This window comes from Pseudomonas sp. W15Feb34, assembly GCF_023127765.1.
Classification (GTDB): Bacteria; Pseudomonadota; Gammaproteobacteria; order Pseudomonadales; family Pseudomonadaceae; genus Aquipseudomonas; species Aquipseudomonas synxantha_A.
In genome coordinates this window covers 1-18,145 of sequence record NZ_SPKN01000044.1, presented here as the reverse complement: position 1 = coordinate 18,145, position 18,145 = coordinate 1, and the positions used below count along the sequence as shown (strand labels likewise).

At 61.3% G+C, this 18,145-nt stretch carries 15 protein-coding genes, 1 pseudogene and 1 riboswitch; of the genes and pseudogenes, 11 read left to right on the top strand and 5 right to left on the bottom strand.

Annotated features, from left to right (window positions below; translation table 11 throughout):
* Positions 1-9: 9 nt before the first annotated feature.
* From E4O97_RS20125 to E4O97_RS20115, 3 genes are read right to left on the bottom strand one after another with little or no spacing between them, the layout of a single operon-like run.
* A complete protein-coding gene (locus tag E4O97_RS20125; RefSeq protein WP_032878250.1) occupies positions 10-822 on the bottom strand; it encodes an aldo/keto reductase in 813 nt (270 codons plus the stop codon).
* A complete protein-coding gene (locus E4O97_RS20120) occupies positions 819-1,994 on the bottom strand; it encodes an FAD-dependent oxidoreductase (RefSeq protein ID WP_078820133.1) in 1,176 nt (391 codons plus the stop codon). Before E4O97_RS20120 ends, E4O97_RS20125 begins: the two co-directional genes overlap by 4 nt.
* Positions 1,995-2,049: 55 nt before the next feature.
* Entirely contained in the window at positions 2,050-2,385 is a 336-nt protein-coding gene (locus E4O97_RS20115) for a multidrug efflux SMR transporter (protein ID WP_005784167.1), read from the bottom strand.
* A 103-nt stretch (positions 2,386-2,488) separates the two neighbouring features.
* Between E4O97_RS20115 and E4O97_RS20110 the strand changes: the two genes are divergently transcribed.
* The gene (locus tag E4O97_RS20110; protein WP_216090652.1) at positions 2,489-3,379 is read left to right on the top strand and encodes a LysR family transcriptional regulator; all 891 of its coding nucleotides are present in this window, start codon (positions 2,489-2,491) and stop codon (positions 3,377-3,379) included.
* A gap of 23 nt (positions 3,380-3,402) precedes the next feature.
* Positions 3,403-4,680, top strand: a complete 1,278-nt coding sequence (gene waaA / locus E4O97_RS20105) for a lipid IV(A) 3-deoxy-D-manno-octulosonic acid transferase (RefSeq protein WP_248162035.1) — start codon at positions 3,403-3,405, stop codon at positions 4,678-4,680.
* Between the two features lie 123 nt (positions 4,681-4,803).
* Here waaA and E4O97_RS20100 read toward each other — a convergent pair whose 3' ends face one another.
* Positions 4,804-6,243, bottom strand: coding sequence for a TolC family outer membrane protein (locus E4O97_RS20100; RefSeq protein ID WP_248162034.1), 1,440 nt, complete (start codon positions 6,241-6,243; stop codon positions 4,804-4,806).
* 196 nt (positions 6,244-6,439) lie between these two features.
* Positions 6,440-6,545: riboswitch (TPP riboswitch) on the top strand.
* Positions 6,546-6,694: 149 nt separating this feature from the next.
* Between E4O97_RS20100 and thiC the strand changes: the two genes are divergently transcribed.
* Positions 6,695-8,599 carry a phosphomethylpyrimidine synthase ThiC gene (gene thiC, locus E4O97_RS20095; protein WP_032878242.1) on the top strand — a complete coding sequence of 635 codons (1,905 nt, stop codon included), beginning with the start codon at positions 6,695-6,697 and terminating at the stop codon, positions 8,597-8,599.
* A 226-nt stretch (positions 8,600-8,825) separates the two neighbouring features.
* Positions 8,826-9,167, top strand: a pseudogene (locus tag E4O97_RS20090) (putative hydroxymethylpyrimidine transporter CytX); the annotation flags it as partial.
* On the opposite strand, the gene E4O97_RS20085 reads toward E4O97_RS20090, so the two are convergent.
* Complete coding sequence (locus E4O97_RS20085; RefSeq protein ID WP_032878238.1) at positions 9,136-9,882, bottom strand: RsiV family protein; 747 nt, start codon at positions 9,880-9,882, stop codon at positions 9,136-9,138. The pseudogene E4O97_RS20090 and the gene E4O97_RS20085 overlap by 32 nt on opposite strands.
* A gap of 205 nt (positions 9,883-10,087) precedes the next feature.
* On the opposite strand from E4O97_RS20085, the gene E4O97_RS20080 reads away from it, so the two are divergent.
* The 7 genes from E4O97_RS20080 to parC all read left to right on the top strand — a co-directional run bounded on the left by E4O97_RS20080 (position 10,088) and on the right by parC (position 18,087).
* The gene (locus E4O97_RS20080) at positions 10,088-10,705 is read left to right on the top strand and encodes an NUDIX domain-containing protein (RefSeq protein WP_032878236.1); all 618 of its coding nucleotides are present in this window, start codon (positions 10,088-10,090) and stop codon (positions 10,703-10,705) included.
* Complete coding sequence (locus tag E4O97_RS20075; protein ID WP_003209507.1) at positions 10,696-11,145, top strand: DUF1249 domain-containing protein; 450 nt, start codon at positions 10,696-10,698, stop codon at positions 11,143-11,145. Before E4O97_RS20080 ends, E4O97_RS20075 begins: the two co-directional genes overlap by 10 nt.
* Before the next feature lie 95 nt (positions 11,146-11,240).
* A complete protein-coding gene (gene cpdA, locus E4O97_RS20070) occupies positions 11,241-12,053 on the top strand; it encodes a 3',5'-cyclic-AMP phosphodiesterase (RefSeq protein WP_078820182.1) in 813 nt (270 codons plus the stop codon).
* Positions 12,054-12,194: 141 nt separating this feature from the next.
* Positions 12,195-12,803, top strand: a complete 609-nt coding sequence (locus E4O97_RS20065) for a YqiA/YcfP family alpha/beta fold hydrolase (protein ID WP_078820136.1) — start codon at positions 12,195-12,197, stop codon at positions 12,801-12,803.
* 46 nt (positions 12,804-12,849) lie between these two features.
* Positions 12,850-14,754 (top strand): DNA topoisomerase IV subunit B, encoded by a 1,905-nt coding sequence (gene parE / locus E4O97_RS20060; RefSeq protein ID WP_005784190.1) that lies wholly within the window; start codon positions 12,850-12,852, stop codon positions 14,752-14,754.
* Entirely contained in the window at positions 14,754-15,749 is a 996-nt protein-coding gene (locus tag E4O97_RS20055) for an esterase-like activity of phytase family protein (RefSeq protein WP_216090654.1), read from the top strand. Before parE ends, E4O97_RS20055 begins: the two co-directional genes overlap by 1 nt.
* Positions 15,750-15,822: 73 nt before the next feature.
* Positions 15,823-18,087, top strand: a complete 2,265-nt coding sequence (parC, locus tag E4O97_RS20050) for a DNA topoisomerase IV subunit A (protein WP_032878231.1) — start codon at positions 15,823-15,825, stop codon at positions 18,085-18,087.
* Positions 18,088-18,145 lie beyond the last annotated feature (58 nt).

Genomic DNA, 18,145 nt, shown 5'->3' with positions numbered 1-18,145 from the left:
TGGGCGGCATCAGAGTTGACGGATGACTCGGGCAGCGGTTGCCACGTTATGGGCCAGGTGCAGCGGATTAATGGTCCCGACAATAGCACTGGCGACGCCCGTTTGCGCAAACAACAGCTGGAAACTGGCATGAATTGGATCCATTCCCGGCTCCAGGCACACGTGACCGCTGGCCAGGGCTTTTTTTACCAGGATGCCCTTGCCATGGGTGGTCGCGTAATCGATCACGGCTTTCTCGGCCTGTTCATTGAGGTTGTAGGTGACCATCGCGCAATCGCCCTGTTCCAGGGCCTTTATGCCGCCTTCGACGGTTTTGCCGGAGAAGCCGAAACCGCCGATCTTGCCGTCCTTCTTCAGTTGGGCCAGGGTCTGGTAAACCTCGCAGTCGTTGAGGATGTGCAAGTCGTTACCGTCGGAGTGCACCAGCACCAAATCGATAAAATCCGTTTCAAGGCGTTTCAGGCTGCGTTCGATCGACATTCGCGTATGGGCCGCGCTGAAGTCGTGACGGGACACGCCATCGGCAAACTCTTCGCCGACCTTGCTGACAATCACCCACTCGTTGCGCTGGCCACGCAGCAACGGGCCCAGGCGTTCCTCACTCATGCCGTAGGCGGGGGCGGTGTCGATCAGGTTGATGCCCAGCTCGCGAGCCTGGCGCAGCAGCATTCGCGCCTCGTCGTCGCCGGGAATCTGAAAGCCGCTGGGGTATTTGACCCCCTGGTCGCGGCCCAGCTTGACGGTGCCCAGTCCCAATGGCGACACCAGCAGGCCGGTGCTGCCCAACGGGCGATGCAGGTCGTGCAGGGTTGGCAGGCTCATGGCAACAGTTGCTCCCAGGCGGGTTGGCCGATAGCCGGTTTTGGCAGTTCGGGCAGTGGGGTGCTGGCGCCGGGGCGAATGCCGTCTCGCTCCAGAGCGTGGAGGACGCGGTCGGCGAAGTCCGGTGCCAGGGCCAGTTTGGTCGGCCAACCGACCAGCAGGCGGCCGTCTTCGGCCAGAAAGGCGTTGTCGGGCCGGCTCAGCCCCGATTGCAGCGGCTCGGCGCGCTCCACCCGCAGGGTCGCCCACCGGGTCTGGCTCATGTCGATCCAGGGCAGCAGGTGCGCCAGCTCTTTCTGGGCGGTGGCAATTTGTTCGTCAGGCGTACGCGCCACGCCATCGGCCTCGGCGATATCCCCGCCCAGGTACCACACCCAGTTGCCATCGGCGGCCGGGTGGGTGGTTACGGTGATGCGTGGCTTGGTACCGCCGCCCAGGCAATGGGCATACAGCGGCTTCAGGCCCGGGCCTTTGGCGATGATCATATGCAACGGGCGCTTTTGCATGGCCGGCTGGCTCAGGCCCAGGGCCGCGAGCAGGTCAGCGGTGCCGGCGCCGGCGCTCAGCACGATGCGCTGGGCACGGATCTCGCGGCCATCGACCTTCAAGCCCACCAGCGTATTACCGTCCAGCAACGGCTCGATTTGCTGGCCTGCGAGCAAGCCGTCACCCGCCAGTTGCGCCAGGCGTTCGATCAGGCTCGGTACGTCCACCACCAACTCCGCCAGACGATAGACCTTGCCCTTGAAGCGGCGGTCTTGCAGGGCAGCAGGCAGCTCTTCGCCCTTGACCTGATCAACGCGGCCGCGCACGGCCTTGCTGGCAAAAAAGCTGGTGAGGTTGCCGGCGAGGGTGCCCGGGGACCACAAATAATGCGCTTGGGACAACACGCGCACACCAGACAGATCCAGCTCACCGTCACCCGCAAGGGCTTCACGCCAGCGCCGCGGCATGTCGGCAATGGCTTCGGAGGCGCCGGTGAGGGCGCCATGCAGGGCGTATTTCGCACCGCCGTGAATGATCCCCTGGGACTTCACGCTTTGCCCGCCGCCCAGGCTGGCGCTTTCTACCAGTACCGTGGAAAACCCCTGGCGGCGCAGGCGCGCATTGAGCCAGAGCCCGGCAACCCCGGCGCCGACAATCAGAACGTCGGTGGAAATAACGGATGGCATCGGCGACCTCAGTGTTCAAGACAAGAGGCGCAGTATACAGGCTGTTGAGTGACGGTCAGTGCCCGGCGGTTTTCGAGAACAGCTGAATCACCACCACGCCCAGCACGATCAAGCCCATGCCCAGCATCGCCGGCACATCCAGCTTCTGCCCGTAGATGAACAGCGCCGCGACACTGACCATCACAATCCCCAGCCCTGCCCAGACCGCGTAAGCCACGCCCACGGGTACGGTGCGCACCACCAGGGTGAGCATCCAGAACGCTACGCCATAACCCGCGATCATCAGCAGCAGCGGGATCGGTGTGCTCAAGCCTTTGACCGCTTTCATGGAGACGGTGGCGATCACTTCCGAGCAAATGGCAATGGCCAGGTAGCAGTAGGCGGCGTTCATGGGGCAATCCTCAAGGTGAAGCTGGTTTGATAAGGTCGGCATTCTAGAGGTTCAACAGATGCGGTAAAGTCATTACCTATCCGAATTCAAGATAGGTTCAACCATGAGCGTGCAGTGGGATCTGGAACAGATGCGCCTGTTTGTCAGCGTTGCCGAGCAGCGTTCGTTCTCTGCCGTAGCGCGCGGGCAACGCAAGGCGCAATCGGCGGTCAGCAATGGCATCGCCCTGCTGGAGGCGGACCTGGGCGTCAACCTGTTTGAACGTAGTAGCGGCCGCCAGCCACGCCTGACCGAAGCCGGCAGCGTGTTGCTGGAAGAAGCACGTGAAGTGCTGCGCCAATGCGAGCGGCTTAACGGCCGGGCGCTGTCCCTCACCCGCGGCGAGGAAGCCTGCCTGCGGCTGGCCCAGGATGAGGCGATGTTGTTTCAGCCGGTGCTCGACAGCCTGGAGGCGCTGGCGGTGCAATACCCGCTCCTGGAAGTGCAGCTGTCCAGCGCCGCCCAGGGCGATGTGGCGCGCAAGCTGGTGGAGCGCCAGGCGGACCTTGGGTTGTTGTTCTATCACGACCAAATCCCGGAGGCCCTTGAGCGGCGGGTAGTGGGCAGTGTGGAAATGGTCACGGTATGCGGGGTGAATCATGCGCTGGCCAAGGAAACTTACGTGACTTGCCAGCATTTGGCCCAGCATCGGCAGTTGCTGATGTCGACCCAGACCAGCGTCTATCCCGGCAGCGAAGCGGCCAGCCCTCTGGTGTGGCGCGCCGACAGCTTCTACGTATTGGCCGAATGGCTGATGAGCGGCCTGGGCTGGGCCTGGCTGCCTCGGCACATCGTGCAATACCCGACCTACCAACAACAGATGGTCGAGTTAGCCAGCGAATGGACACCGCCGGCGCTGGTCGTGGAACTGGTATGGAGGCGCGATGAGCATCTGGGGCCCGCCGCTCGCTTCCTGGCCAAACGATTTGCCGAGTGCTTGCAGGCGATCGACTGAAAAAGCCGATAAACTCCGCCGCCATGAATAGAACTCTCTACAGCTGTCTGTTTTACCTGGCGCTGCCGTTGGTGGCCTTACGTTTATGGCTGCGCGCGCGCAAGGCACCGGCCTATGCCAAGCGTGTGGGCGAACGGTTTTCCTATGGCTTGCCGGTGATGCGCCCCGGCGGCATCTGGGTGCACGCCGTTTCGGTGGGCGAAAGCATTGCCGCCGCGCCGATGATTCGCGCTTTGCTGGCGCGGTATCCGCAACTGCCGATCACTGTCACCTGCATGACGCCTACCGGTTCCGAGCGTATCCAGGCGTTGTTCGCCAATGAGCCGCGCATCCAGCATTGCTACTTGCCCTACGACTTGCCTTGCGCCGCCAAGCGTTTTCTCGACCGTGTGCAGCCCAAGCTGGCGGTGATCATGGAAACCGAGCTATGGCCCAACCATATCCATGCCTGCGCTCAACGCGGTATCCCGGTCGCGCTGGCCAATGCACGTTTGTCGGCGCGTTCGGCAAAGGGCTACGCCCGGTTTGCCAAGCTGACGGCGCCGATGCTGGCGCAAATGAGCCTGTTCGCCGTGCAGACGCAAACCGAGGCGGAGCGCTTTCTCAGTCTGGGCGCACGGCCTGAAACGGTGGAGGTGACTGGCTCGATCAAATTCGACCTGACCATCGACCCCCAATTGACGGCCCGCGCCGCTGACCTGCGTGAACAGTGGGGCGCCAGTGACCGGCCAGTGTGGATCGCCGCCAGTACCCATGAAGGTGAAGACGAAGTGGTGTTGGCTGCCCATCGCCAATTGCTGGCGAGCTATCCCAACGCGTTGCTGATTCTGGTGCCGCGTCACCAGGAGCGCTTCGACCCGATGTTCGAGCTGAGTGTGCAACAAGGGTTTGCCACGGTGCGTCGCTCCAGCGGTGAGCCGGTCACCGAGCAAACCTCGGTGCTGCTCGGCGATACCATGGGTGAGCTGCTGTTTCTCTACGCCCTGGCCGACAGTGCCTTTGTGGGCGGCAGCCTGGTGCCGACCGGCGGGCATAACCCGCTGGAGCCGGCGGCTTTGGGTAAGCCTGTGATCATGGGGCCGCACCTGTTCAACTTCCTCGAAATCAGCACGATGATGCGCGACGCCGGGGCGTTGCGAGAGGTGGATGATGCAGACGGTTTGGCCGAAGCGGTGCGCCAATTGTTCGAACTGCCGCAGGATGCGCGCAGGATGGCGCAGGCGGGGTTGAAAGTGATGCAGGCCAACCAGGGTGCGTTAAAACGCCTTTTGGACGGTTTGGAAAGATTGATCGCTCACTGACCCAGCGCCCATCAAATGTGGGAGGGGGCTTGCTCCCGATGGCAGTGGGTCAGCCAACCTATTGGGCGACTGACACAGCGCTATCGGGAGCAAGCCCCCTCCCACATTGGTTATGCGGTGAGCTTAATAGCCCGGGCGGGCCTTGAGCTGTTCGGCAGCGGCCTTGGCCAGGTCCGGCGGCAGGAAGTCCTTGTCCGGGTTGTAGTCGGCCTTGAGGTAGCGCGCCAGGTCTTGCAGGTCCCCTGGGTTCAGGGTGCCCGCGGCCTGTTTCAAGCGCAGGTTGTCGAGGATGTAGTCGTAGCGGCTGTTGTTGTAGTTACGCACTGACGCATACAACTGGCGCTGTGAGTCCAGCACATCGACGATGTTGCGCGTGCCCACCTGATAACCGATTTCCGTGGCTTCTACCGCGCTCTGGTTGGAAATGATCGACTGGCGGCGTGCCTGCACCTGCTCCACGTCGGTGTTCACTGCACGGTGCAGGTTGCGGGTGTTTTCCACCACCTGGCGGCGCAGGCCCTCGCGCTGTTGCTCGGACTGGTCGAGGCGTGAATAGGATTCGCGCACTTGCGAACTGGTGAGGCCGCCGCTGTAGATCGGGATGTTCAAACGCAGGCCGATGGTGCGTTGCGACACATCGCCACCGTACGGGATAGGCAACTGATTCGGGTTGCTGAACCCCAGGGCGTCGTTGTCGCCTTTTTCGTATTGCGCGACCGCATCGAGTGTCGGCAGGTGGCCGGCCTTGCGCTGCCTGAGGGTTTCTTCGGCGGCGGTCACGGCGTAATTGCTGGCCAGCAGATTGAGGTTCTGACGCCCGGCGGTTTCGACCCAGGCCTTGGCGTCGTTCGGCGCCGGCGGCAGCACCGGCAGCGTATGGACGATGCCCTGGATCGAGTTGTATTGGCGGTTGGTCAGGGTAATCAGCGCTTCGAAAGCGTCGTCTACCTGGCGCTGGGCCACGATGCGGTTGGCCCGGGCGGTGTCGTAGCTGGCCTGGGATTGCAGCACGTCGGTCTTGTCCGACAGGCCCACATCGAAGCGCTCATTGGACTGGTCGAGCTGACGCTTGAAGGCATTTTCTTCGGCCTTGGTCGACGCCAGGTTGTCCTGGGCACGGAGCACGGCGAAGTAGCTCTCGGCACTTTGCAAAATCAGGTTCTGCTCACTGGCCGACAGTTGCAGCGAGGCTTGCTCGTTGACGGCTTCGGCAGCTTGCAGCTGGAACCAGCGATCGGCGCGGAACAGCGGCTGGCTCAGGGTAGCGCGCCAGGAGTGGGCGTCACGGTTGGCCGTGGCGGCGGGCTGGTCGATCTGGGTGCGCACATTGTTACTGTCGGCGCCGGCCGACAGGTTCGGCAGCAAGCCTGCGCGCGCCTGGGGCACCACCTCTTTTTGCGCGCCATATTGAGCGCGGGCAGCGGCCAGGTCGGCGTTGTTGCTCGCCGCTTCCTGATAGACGCTGACCAGATCGGTGTTGGTGGACAAGGGCGCTTCAGTTGCCCAGACCAGTCCGTTGGTCGCACAAGACACGGCAAGAGCCAGTGAAAGTTTGCGCAGCATGAGGCGATCCCTAATTTAAATATTACGGCAATAATTTAGCGCTCAAGGCTAAGGCTGGCCATTCCTGGCGTCAAGCCTTGAAGCAGTGCCCGAGTGTAGTTGCCGGACCTGCGCACAACAATCCCACGATCACGCCATTCATCACGCTGAATGCACCGCTATTGGCAATTTGCCCACGCCATGGTCTAGACTGGCCGCGTTCTTGTCGGGGTGCCTTGTTGGAAGGCTGAGATCGGTAAATACCGGATCCCGTTGAACCTGATCAGGTTAGCGCCTGCGTAGGGAACAAGATTTCTCGTCACCCGGCGAGTCCTCTTGTGCTTCGTCCGGGATGTTGTTCGACAATCGAACAGCCCTCGTGCGCCAAGCACAGCACTGATTCCAGTGCGTCCATCCGTCACAGGTTCGCTCCGACAAAAATCCACCGCCTGGATCAGTTGGAGAGCCCGTGATGAGCACTGAGATAAAAAGTACAAAACCAAAAAATACTGTGCACCTGAGTGAATCGGCCAAGGTCGACTCCGGCTCCGTGCAGCCGTTTACCCGCTCGCAGAAAATCTACGTGCAGGGCTCGCGCCCCGACATCCGCGTACCGATGCGGGAAATCAGCCTGGATGTGACCCCCACCGAGTTTGGCGGCGAAATCAACGCCCCTGTGGTGGTCTACGACACCTCCGGCCCCTATACCGACCCCAACGTCATCATCGATGTGCGCAAAGGCCTGGCTGATGTGCGCTCGCCGTGGATCGAAGAGCGTGGCGATACCGAGCGGTTGTCCTGCCTGAGTTCCAAATACGGCCAGGAACGCCTGGATAACCCGGACCTGGCCTACCTGCGCTTTGCCCACCTGCAAAACCCGCGTCGGGCGAAGGCCGGGGCCAACGTCAGCCAGATGCACTACGCACGAAAAGGCATCATTACGCCCGAGATGGAATACGTGGCCATCCGCGAAAACATGAAACTCGAAGAAGCACGTGCAGCCGGCCTGCTCAAGCAACAACATGCCGGGCACAGCTTTGGTGCCAGCATTCCGAAAATCATCACGCCTGAATTCGTGCGCGAAGAAATCGCCCGCGGCCGCGCAATTATCCCGGCCAACATCAACCACACCGAGCTGGAACCGATGATCATCGGCCGTAACTTCCTGGTGAAGATCAACGGCAATATCGGCAACAGCGCCTTGGGTTCGTCCATTGAAGAAGAAGTGGCGAAAATGACCTGGGGTATCCGCTGGGGTTCGGACAACATCATGGACTTGTCCACCGGCAAACATATTCACGAAACCCGCGAATGGATCATCCGTAACTCGCCCGTACCAATTGGCACCGTGCCGATCTACCAGGCCCTGGAAAAAGTCGACGGCGTGGCCGAGGACCTGACCTGGGAGTTGTTCCGCGACACCCTGATCGAGCAAGCCGAGCAGGGTGTGGACTATTTCACCATCCACGCCGGCGTGTTGCTGCGTTACGTACCGCTGACTGCCAACCGCGTGACCGGCATTGTCAGCCGTGGCGGCGCGATCATGGCCAAGTGGTGCCTGGCCCACCACAAGGAAAACTTCGCCTACACGCATTTCGAAGAAATCTGCGAAATCATGAAGGCCTATGACGTCAGCTTCTCCCTGGGGGACGGCCTGCGCCCGGGTTCGGTGGCCGATGCCAACGACGCTGCGCAATTCGGCGAGCTGGAAACCCTGGGCGAGTTGACCAAGATCGCCTGGAAGCACGACGTGCAAACCATGATCGAAGGCCCCGGCCATGTGCCGATGCAGTTGATCAAGGAGAACATGGACAAGCAACTGGAGTGCTGCGACGAGGCGCCGTTCTACACCCTCGGCCCGCTGACCACCGACATCGCGCCGGGCTACGATCACATCACTTCAGGTATCGGCGCGGCGATGATCGGCTGGTTCGGATGCGCCATGCTCTGCTACGTCACGCCCAAGGAACACCTGGGTTTGCCGAACAAGGATGATGTGAAGACCGGGATCATCACCTACAAGATCGCCGCACACGCCGCAGACCTTGCCAAGGGCCATCCGGGTGCGCAGATTCGCGATAACGCCTTGAGCAAGGCACGCTTCGAATTCCGTTGGGAAGACCAGTTCAATCTCGGCCTGGACCCAGACACCGCACGGGCGTTTCACGACGAAACGCTGCCGAAGGAGTCGGCCAAGGTGGCGCATTTCTGCTCCATGTGCGGGCCGAAATTCTGTTCGATGAAGGTGACTCACGAAGTGCGTGAGTATGCGGCCAACCAGCGTATTGAAGCGGTGGATGTGGACGTGGCCAAGGGGTTGGCCGAGCAGGCGGAGCGGTTCAAGCGCGAAGGCAGTCAGCTCTACAAGAAGGTCTGATCCCGAGTCGGCGGTGCCTGCACGGCCGTCATCGCGGGCAAGCCCGGCTCCCACAGTTGATCGAGTTGTAGACAATTTTTGTGTCCACAGCCGGTCCCCTGTGGGAGCGGGCTTGCCCGCGATAGCGATCTCCCAAACAACAAGTGCCCCTTAGAGATCACACCCTTGGGCGGTCAGTGGCCCGCTGACGTTTGTACGGCAAATCCTGCGCAAATGGGGGATTTGGCTGCTGGCACTGGCGGGCGCCGGGCTCGGCATTCCGCTGCTGTTGATTCTGCTCGATGAGTCGGAAAACGCCTTTGCCGATATTCACTCGGCGGCGGTGTCCAGTGGGATGCTGTCGCGTATGAAAGTCGAGCACCTGGCGTTGGCCATTGGCCTGGTCTGTACCTTGATTGCCTGTTTTGCACCCTTGGCGCAATACCAGAACTTCCTGCTGCTGATCGGCTCAGTGTTTGCGCCGCTGTTCGGCGTGGTCGGTGCGACCCTGCCGGCATTGCTGCTGGCAGGGCTGTTGCAGTTGATTCTGGGCCGGGTTAGTGGCGTGCAGGCATCAGTTCAGGCTTGATCACACCCGTGAGGCGCGTATAGGGGATGGTAATTTCGATCAGCCCCTGTGCGTAAGGGGCGATGGTGGCAACGTTGTACTTGAGTACTACGCCACCACTGGTCAAGGCCACGTTCGGGGTTTTCTGGAACGGCCAGTTCTTCAGGAACTCCGGATCGCGGTCCATCTTGGTGTTGATCAACCAACTGTTATGCGCAACTTTCGCGGTGTTCCAGAATGCCTGCTCCTGGCCCGGCAGCAACATGTCAGCCAGGCTCAACTCCTTGTGCAGCAGGCGCGAATAGTTGATGAAACCACGGCCCGGCTCACCATGAGCGACGCCGGTGTCGAGGTAGCTGGACACTTCAACGATCACCAGTGCGTCATGTTGCTCGCGTACCTTGGCTTGCAGATACATGCTGTGGCGGTCCGCGGATTCGCGCAGGAACTTGTCTCGATAGGCATTGAGCGTGGCAGGCACACTGGCGCCGGGCGTAGTGCGGGTCATCTGCAGCAGGCGCTGTTCCACCAGGCTGTCGAGTTGCGGGTCGGCGGGGAAGTGCACGGTATCGATGTTCACCAGTGGGCAGTCCGGGCTATCACAGCCAGGCTTGATCTGTTCCGACTTGTCGGTCGTGACGTCCAGCGGCTTGAGCTGGCCGGGTTGGAACAGGCTCTGGCAAGCACCCAGGGTCAAGGCAATACAGGCCATGGAGGCGATTTTGAAAAGCGACATGTGTGTCCTTCGTAAATCGATGGAAAGCGAAAAGAGTAGCGCTTGGACTGCCAACAAGGCAGTCAGTTCGCCACTAGACTGATGGGGGAGAGTTTGACGTCCGCCGCCGGTCCCGGCAACCGGAAAGGGGCTGCATCAACGGGCAACGGCGCGTTAGGATGGCGCCAATTGCACAAGCACACTCCTTGTCAAAGAGAGGAAACACATGACGGACACCGCGAAGTCCACGCCGAACAAGATCGAGATCGTTCAGCGCGACAATAGCTACCAGGGCTTCTACAAGCTCGATCACGTGCAACTGCGCCACGAGAAATTCGACGGTGGCATGAGCCGCGTGATCAGCCGCGAAGTCTTCGTTCGCCATGACGCTGTGTGCGTGCTGCCCTACGACCCGCAACGTGACGAGGTGGTGCTGATCGAACAGTTCCGCGTGGGCGCCATGGGCCGCGCCGGCAACCCGTGGTTGGTAGAGATGGTCGCCGGCCTGATTGACAAGGATGAGCAACCGGAGGAGGTTGCACACCGCGAGGCCGAGGAGGAAGCTGGGTTGACGTTCTCCGCGCTGTGGCCGATCACCAAGTACTTCCCGTCGCCCGGCGGCAGTACCGAATTTGTCCACCTGTACCTGGGCCGTTGCGACGGCACGGGTGCTGGTGGCATCCATGGATTGGAAGAAGAGGCAGAAGATATCCGCGTCACCGTCTGGGCATTCGAAGACGCCCTGCAAGCGGTGCGCGACGGCAAAATTTCCAATGCAGCCAGCATCATCGCCCTGCAATGGCTTGCGCTTAACCGCGCGGAAGTGAGGGGGCTATGGCAGTAAAGGCACGGGAACGTTATCGAGTTGACCTGATCGGGCTGCAAGCCGCCTGCGAGGCCAATTATGCGCGGCTGATGCGCCTGCTTCCCGACATGCGTCACACTCCCGAGGCGCGGCGTATCGCCGTGACCCATGGCGACCAGATGCTTGGTGTGCTGACCCTGGAAGTCATCGTCAATTGCCCGTACACCACCACCCTGCGCGTACGCCAGGAACACAGCCTGCCCTGGCTGCCGGTGCCGCAACTTGAAGTGCAGGTGTACCACGACGCGCGTATGGCCGAAGTGATCAGCGCCGAACATGCGCGACGCTTTCGCAGCATCTATCCTTACCCGAATGTGTTCATGCACCAACCCGATGAGAAAGCACAGCTCAATGTGTTCCTCGGTGAATGGCTGAGCCACTGCCTGGCCCTGGGCCATGAGTTCGAAGTTGTGCGCTAGATGTGAATTGAGCCTGTTTCTCAGGTTTCCTCTTTGAGTCCTGCCCTAGCATAATCGTCAAATTATCCATGCCTGTGATTGCCAGGGAGAGCGCCTTGCCTCGCGTACCCACCATGAACCCTGATGCTGCGTTGTTGGTGCAATTGTCCGACAGCCATCTGTTTGCCGAAGCGGGCGGTACGCTGCTGGGCATGAACACCCGTGCAAGCTTGCAAAGCGTGATCGACTTGGTGCACGAGCAACAGCCGCGTATTGACCTGGTGCTGGCGACGGGCGACTTGTCCCAGGACGGCACACTGGCGTCGTACCAGCTATTTCGGAACATGACCGCGCCCATCGGTGCGCCGGCGCGCTGGATCCCGGGTAATCATGACGAGCCGCAGGTCATGGCCGAGGCCGCTGTGCAAAGCGATTTGCTCGAGCCCGTGGTGGACGTGGGCAACTGGCGCATAACCCTGCTGGACTCCGCAGTACCGGGTTCGGTGCCCGGTTACCTGCAGGATTCGCAACTGCAATTGCTTGCCCAGGCCCTGAGCGAGGCGCCCAGCCGCCATCATCTTGTGTGCTTGCACCATCATCCAGTGTCCATCGGCTGTGCGTGGATGGAGCCGATCGGCCTGCGCAATCCCGAGGCGCTGTTTGCCGTGCTTGACCGCTTCCCGCAGGTCAAGGCGCTGCTCTGGGGGCATGTGCATCAGGAAATCGACCGCGAGCGCAACGGCGTGCGGTTGCTGGCCTCACCGTCTACCTGCATCCAGTTCGAGCCGGGCAGCGAGGATTTCCAGGTCAGCGAGCAAGCGCCGGGGTATCGCTGGCTGCGCCTGTATGCCGACGGGCGGTTGGAGACGGGGGTAGAGCGGCTTCGGGACTTCGCGTTTACCGTCGACTACGGCAGCAACGGCTATTAAGACCTGCAAACACTGATCAAATGTGGGAGGGAGCAAGCCCCCTCCCACATGGGTTCTGCGGTGTCTGGAAGATCGGGTGCTCACACCTCACTCCGATCCCTGTAAACTGCGCCTCTTTGGCCCAAGCACGGAGAGCCCGGCATGTCCGCTTCGATCCTGTATATCCACGGCTTCAACAGTGCGCCAGCCTCCAACAAGGCCAGCCAGTTGATCACCGTAATGGGCAAGCTTGGCCTGTCCGACCGTTTGCGTGTGCCGGCCCTGCATCACCACCCGCGTCAGGCGATTCTGCAATTGGAGCAGGCCATTGACCAACTGGGGCGGCCGCTGCTGGTCGGCAGCTCACTCGGCGGCTACTATGCAACCCATCTTGCCGAACGCCATGGCCTGAAGGCGCTGCTGGTCAACCCGGCGGTCAGCCCCCATCGGATGTTCGACGGTTACCTGGGCACCCAGAAGAACCTCTACACCGATGAGACCTGGGAGTTGACCCATGATCACGTCGCAGCGCTGGCCGAGCTGGAAGTACCGGCGCCGCAGGATGCAGGGCGGTATCAGGTGTGGTTGCAGACCGGGGACGAAACCCTGGATTATCGCCTCGCCCAAGCGTATTACCGAGCCTGTGCCTTGCGCATCCAGGCCGGTGGCGACCATGGTTACCAAGGGTTCGCCGAGCAACTGCCGGCCTTGTTGAGTTTTGCCGGCATTGGCGCAGATCAGTATCAATCCTTCGATTTTTCGTCACTGTAAAAAATCGCAGGTCACTTTTTAATCGAACGACTCACGACGAGACCCCATGGCCACTCCCAGCGCTAGCTCTTATAACGCCGACGCCATCGAAGTCCTCTCGGGCCTCGACCCGGTGCGCAAACGCCCCGGCATGTACACCGACACCAGCCGGCCGAACCACCTTGCCCAGGAAGTCATCGACAACAGCGTCGACGAAGCCTTGGCCGGGCACGCGAAGTCGGTACAAGTCATCCTCCATGCCGATCACTCCCTTGAAGTGTCCGACGATGGTCGCGGCATGCCGGTGGACATTCACCCGGAAGAGGGCGTGTCGGGCGTCGAGCTGATCCTCACCAAGCTGCACGCCGGCGGCAAGTTCTCCAACAAGAACTACCAGTTCTCCGGTGGTTTGCACGGCGTGGGTATTTCGGTGGTCAACGCCCTGTCGACGCAAGTGCGGGTCAAGGTCAAGCGCGACGGCAACGAGTACCAGATGACCTTCGCCGATGGCTATAAAGCCACCGACCTGGAAGTGGTTGGCACCGTTGGCAAGCGCAACACCGGCACCAGCGTGTACTTCGCCCCGGACCCCAAATACTTCGACTCGCCGAAATTCTCCATCAGCCGCCTCAAGCATGTGCTCAAGGCCAAGGCTGTGTTGTGTCCGGGTCTATTGGTCAGCTTTGAAGACAAGGGCACCGGCGAGAAGGTCGAGTGGCACTACGAAGACGGCCTGCGCTCGTATCTCGAAGACTCCGTCAGCGACTTCGAACGCCTGCCCAACGAGCCGTTCTGCGGCAGCCTGGCGGGTAATAAGGAAGCCGTCGACTGGGCCCTGCTGTGGTTGCCCGAAGGTGGCGACAGTGTGCAGGAAAGCTACGTCAACCTGATCCCCACCGCCCAGGGCGGCACCCACGTCAATGGTTTGCGCCAAGGCTTGCTGGACGCCATGCGCGAATTCTGCGAATACCGCAGCCTGTTGCCGCGCGGCGTGAAGCTGGCGCCGGAAGACGTGTGGGAGCGCATCGCGTTCGTGCTGTCGATGAAGATGCAGGAGCCGCAATTCTCCGGCCAGACCAAAGAGCGCCTGTCGTCCCGTGAGGCGGCGGCATTTGTCTCCGGTGTGGTCAAGGATGCCTTCAGCCTCTGGCTCAACGAGCACCCGGAACTGGGCCTGGCCCTGGCGGAGCTGGCGATCAACAACGCCGGTCGTCGCCTGAAGGCCAGCAAGAAAGTCGAGCGCAAGCGCATCACCCAGGGCCCGGCATTGCCCGGCAAACTGGCCGACTGCGCCGGGCAGGACCCGATGCGTTCCGAGCTGTTCCTGGTGGAAGGTGACTCTGCCGGCGGTTCCGCCAAACAAGCGCGGGACAAAGAGTTCCAGGCGATCCTGCCGTTGCGCGGCAAGATCCTCAACACCTGGGAAGTCGACGGCAGTGAAGTGCTCGCCAGCCAGGAAGTGCACAATATCGCTGTCGCTATCGGTGTCGACCCTGGCGCGGCGGACATGAGCCAGCTGCGCTACGGCAAGATCTGCATCCTCGCCGACGCCGACTCCGACGGCCTGCACATTGCTACGTTGTTGTGCGCGTTGTTCGTGCAGCATTTCCGCCCATTGGTGGATGCCGGTCACGTCTACGTCGCCATGCCGCCGCTGTACCGCATCGATTTAGGCAAGGAGATTTTCTACGCCCTGGACGAAGCCGAGCGCGATGGCATCCTCGATCGCCTGGTGGCCGAGAAAAAACGCGGCAAGCCACAGGTCACGCGATTCAAGGGCCTGGGTGAAATGAACCCACCGCAGTTGCGCGAAACCACCATGGACCCCAATACCCGGCGCCTGGTGCAACTGACCCTGGAAGACTTCGCCGGCACCTCGGAAATGATGGACATGCTGCTGGCGAAGAAGCGTGCGCCGGATCGCAAAGCCTGGCTGGAATCCAAGGGCAACCTGGCCGAGGTTCTGGGCTGATGCGTACAGGCTTCGCCCTGGCGATGCTGATGTTGAGCGCACTGGCAACTCCCCACGTGGTTGCCGCCGGCGTGGCAGAGTTGCAGCTGGTATCCGAGCACCCGGTGGACGGCATGCGCGGCGGTAACCTGTCGGGCCTGGCGTTGTGTGGCGCAGAACTGTGGACGGTTTCCGACCGCGATGATGATCAGATCTACCGCCTGGATACCCGCGCACCGACCTGGAACGCCGAAGCTCTGAAGATTGACGTGCCGCCCGTGCCCGAGTCGGGTTTGCCCTGGGGGCTGCGTTCACGCACCAAGGCCGCGTCGTTCATTCGCGGTGGTGACCTGGATTTCGAGGGCATCAGCTGTGATGCCGCAGGTAACCGCTACATTGTCAGCGAAGCCCATGCTGCAGTGCTGCAGGTACCTGCGACGGGCGCGCCCGAGTGGTTGAAAATCGCCCCGGGCATGGTGCGTGAGGCGCGGGCCAGTGGCATGTTGCTGCACTTCAATGCCTTGTTCGAGGGCCTGGCGGTGAACCCCGAAGGCAACCAGATCTGGCTGGCCGCCGAGCGTGAGCGTCGCGGCCTGATCTCGATCAAGCGCGGGCAAAGCGTATGGGATTGCGATGGCCGGTGCGTGTTGTTGAGCGAGGCCGGGCAGGAAGTGCAACCGGCGCAGTTTACCAACGCCAAGGCAGTGTCCAATGACTTTGCCGACCTGGCGCTGTTCAATGGCAAGCTGTTTACCCTGGAGCGCAATGCGTTCCAGATTTGCCGACGCGACACAGTCACGGCCAAGGTTGAGCTGTGTTGGTCGTTTGCTGAAGAGACCCTGACGCCGCAGCGGCGTTATCCACAGCCTTACGGCCTGGCCGAAGCCCTGCTGTTGGACGCCGACGGTGCATGGATCGGTATAGACAACAATTTCGGCCCCCGCGCCGATGGTGAAAAACGCCCCGTGGTCTATCGTTTCGCCGCCCCTGCCGGTGGCTGGAGCGCCCAGCCATGAGCCAGCCGTTTTTTCAATTGACCCGGCGCAGCGGCAGTTCCGCTGCGCGTTACCCAACAATGATGAGGCCCGCATGAGTGACATCCTCGCAGACAGCTTAGATGGCGTAGAACGCCGGTCGCTGGCTGACTTCACCGAAAATGCCTACCTCAACTACTCCATGTACGTGATCATGGACCGTGCCCTGCCGCATATCGGCGACGGCCTCAAGCCCGTGCAACGGCGCATCATCTACGCCATGAGTGAGCTGGGCCTGGACGCTGATTCCAAGCACAAGAAGTCGGCGCGTACTGTCGGTGACGTACTCGGTAAGTTCCACCCCCACGGCGATTCGGCGTGTTATGAAGCCATGGTGCTGATGGCCCAGCCATTCAGCTATCGCTATACGCTGGTGGACGGGCAGGGCAACTGGGGTGCGCCGGATGATCCCAAGTCCTTCGCCGCCATGCGTTACACCGAAGCGCGGCTGTCGCGTTATTCCGAAGTGCTGCTCAGCGAGCTGGGCCAGGGCACGGCGAACTGGGGGCCGAACTTTGACGGCACCCTCGACGAACCCCTGGTATTGCCAGCACGTTTGCCGAATATCCTGCTCAATGGCACCACCGGTATCGCCGTTGGTATGGCCACTGATGTGCCGCCGCATAACCTGCGCGAAGTTGCCACTGCCTGCGTGCGCCTGCTGGACGAGCCCAAGGCCACGGTCGAGCAGTTGTGTGAACATATCCAGGGCCCGGATTACCCGACCGAAGCGGAAATCATCACGCCGCGCGCCGACCTGCTGAAGATGTACGAAACCGGCAAGGGCTCGGTGCGTATGCGCGCCGTTTACCATATCGAAGACGGCGACATTATTGTCACCGCGCTGCCGCACCAGGTGTCCGGTGCCAAGGTGCTGGAGCAGATTGCCGCGTTGATGCAGGCCAAACCGTCGAAACTGCCACAGGTTGCCGACCTGCGTGACGAGTCCGACCACGAGAACCCGTGCCGTATCGTGATCATCCCGACCAACAGCCGGGTCGATCATGAAGTGCTGATGCAGCATCTGTTTGCCAGCACTGACTTGGAGTCGAGCTACCGGGTCAACGTCAATATCATCGGCCTGGATGGCAAGCCGCAGTTGAAAAACCTGCGCAACCTGCTGGTGGAGTGGCTGGAATTTCGCGTACAGACCGTGCGCCGCCGCCTGCAGTTTCGCCTCGACAAGGTCGAGCGCCGCCTGCATCTGTTGGACGGCTTGCTGATTGCCTACCTCAACCTGGATGAAGTGATCCATATCATCCGTACCGCCGAGCACCCGAAAGCCGAGTTGATTGCGCGTTTCGAACTGAGCGAAATCCAGGCTGACTACATCCTCGATACGCGCTTGCGCCAATTGGCACGCCTGGAAGAAATGAAGCTGCGTGACGAGCAAGACGCGTTGCTCAAGGAACAAGCCAAGCTGCAAGCGCTGCTGGGCAGCGAAGCCAAGCTCAAGAAGCTGGTACGCAGTGAGCTGATCAAAGACGCCGAAACCTATGGCGACGACCGTCGTTCGCCGATCGTCGAGCGTGCTGAAGCCAAGGCTCTGACAGAAACCGAGTTGTTGCCTAACGAGAAAATTACCGTCGTTTTGTCGGAAAAGGGTTGGGTTCGTTCAGCCAAAGGGCATGATATTGACGCCACCGGCCTTTCGTACAAAGCCGGTGATGGCTTCAAGACCGCCGCCGCCGGGCGCTCCAATCAGTTTGCGGTGTTTATCGACTCGACCGGGCGCAGTTATTCGGTGCCGGCCCATACCCTGCCGTCCGCACGGGGGCAGGGCGAGCCGTTGACCGGACGCCTCACGCCGCCACCTGGGGCGAATTTCGAGTGCGTGCTGCTGCCGGACGATGATTCGCTGTACGTCATCGCCTCCGACGCCGGTTACGGTTTCGTGGTCAAGGGTGAAGACCTGCAAGCCAAGAACAAGGCGGGCAAGGCCCTGCTGAGCCTGCCAAACAACGCCAAGGTGATCCTGCCAAGGCCGGTGGATGATCGTGAAAGCAACTGGTTGGCTTCGGTGACCACCGAAGGGCGTCTGCTGGTATTCAAAATCAGCGATTTGCCGCAACTGGGCAAAGGCAAGGGCAACAAGATTATCGGGATTCCCGGTGATCGGGTGGCCAGTCGCGAAGAGTACGTGACAGACATCGCCGTGGTCCCGGAAGGCTCTACCCTGGTGCTCCAGGCCGGCAAGCGCACGTTGTCATTGCGCCCAGACGACCTTGAACACTACAAGGGCGAGCGTGGTCGACGCGGTAACAAACTGCCTAGAGGTTTCCAGCGAGTGGATGCCTTGTTGGTAGAAACGCCGGTTTAAGGCGTACTAGGGGGCGTTCTCAATTAGTTTCCCCGTCGCGCCGGGTCTGCTGTTGTGC

Excerpts from the sequence above, each read along its gene's own strand:
- E4O97_RS20125 (WP_032878250.1), bottom strand. The coding sequence starts at position 822 with ATGAGCCTGCCAACCCTGCACGACCTGCATCGCCCGTTGGGCAGCACC.
- E4O97_RS20120 (WP_078820133.1), bottom strand. The coding sequence starts at position 1,994 with ATGCCATCCGTTATTTCCACCGACGTTCTGATTGTCGGCGCCGGGGTT.
- E4O97_RS20115 (WP_005784167.1), bottom strand. The coding sequence starts at position 2,385 with ATGAACGCCGCCTACTGCTACCTGGCCATTGCCATTTGCTCGGAAGTG.
- E4O97_RS20110 (WP_216090652.1), top strand. The coding sequence starts at position 2,489 with ATGAGCGTGCAGTGGGATCTGGAACAGATGCGCCTGTTTGTCAGCGTT.
- waaA (WP_248162035.1), top strand. The coding sequence starts at position 3,403 with ATGAATAGAACTCTCTACAGCTGTCTGTTTTACCTGGCGCTGCCGTTG.
- E4O97_RS20100 (WP_248162034.1), bottom strand. The coding sequence starts at position 6,243 with ATGCTGCGCAAACTTTCACTGGCTCTTGCCGTGTCTTGTGCGACCAAC.
- thiC (WP_032878242.1), top strand. The coding sequence starts at position 6,695 with ATGAGCACTGAGATAAAAAGTACAAAACCAAAAAATACTGTGCACCTG.
- E4O97_RS20085 (WP_032878238.1), bottom strand. The coding sequence starts at position 9,882 with ATGTCGCTTTTCAAAATCGCCTCCATGGCCTGTATTGCCTTGACCCTG.
- E4O97_RS20080 (WP_032878236.1), top strand. The coding sequence starts at position 10,088 with ATGACGGACACCGCGAAGTCCACGCCGAACAAGATCGAGATCGTTCAG.
- E4O97_RS20075 (WP_003209507.1), top strand. The coding sequence starts at position 10,696 with ATGGCAGTAAAGGCACGGGAACGTTATCGAGTTGACCTGATCGGGCTG.
- E4O97_RS20065 (WP_078820136.1), top strand. The coding sequence starts at position 12,195 with ATGTCCGCTTCGATCCTGTATATCCACGGCTTCAACAGTGCGCCAGCC.
- parE (WP_005784190.1), top strand. The coding sequence starts at position 12,850 with ATGGCCACTCCCAGCGCTAGCTCTTATAACGCCGACGCCATCGAAGTC.
- E4O97_RS20055 (WP_216090654.1), top strand. The coding sequence starts at position 14,754 with ATGCGTACAGGCTTCGCCCTGGCGATGCTGATGTTGAGCGCACTGGCA.
- parC (WP_032878231.1), top strand. The coding sequence starts at position 15,823 with ATGAGTGACATCCTCGCAGACAGCTTAGATGGCGTAGAACGCCGGTCG.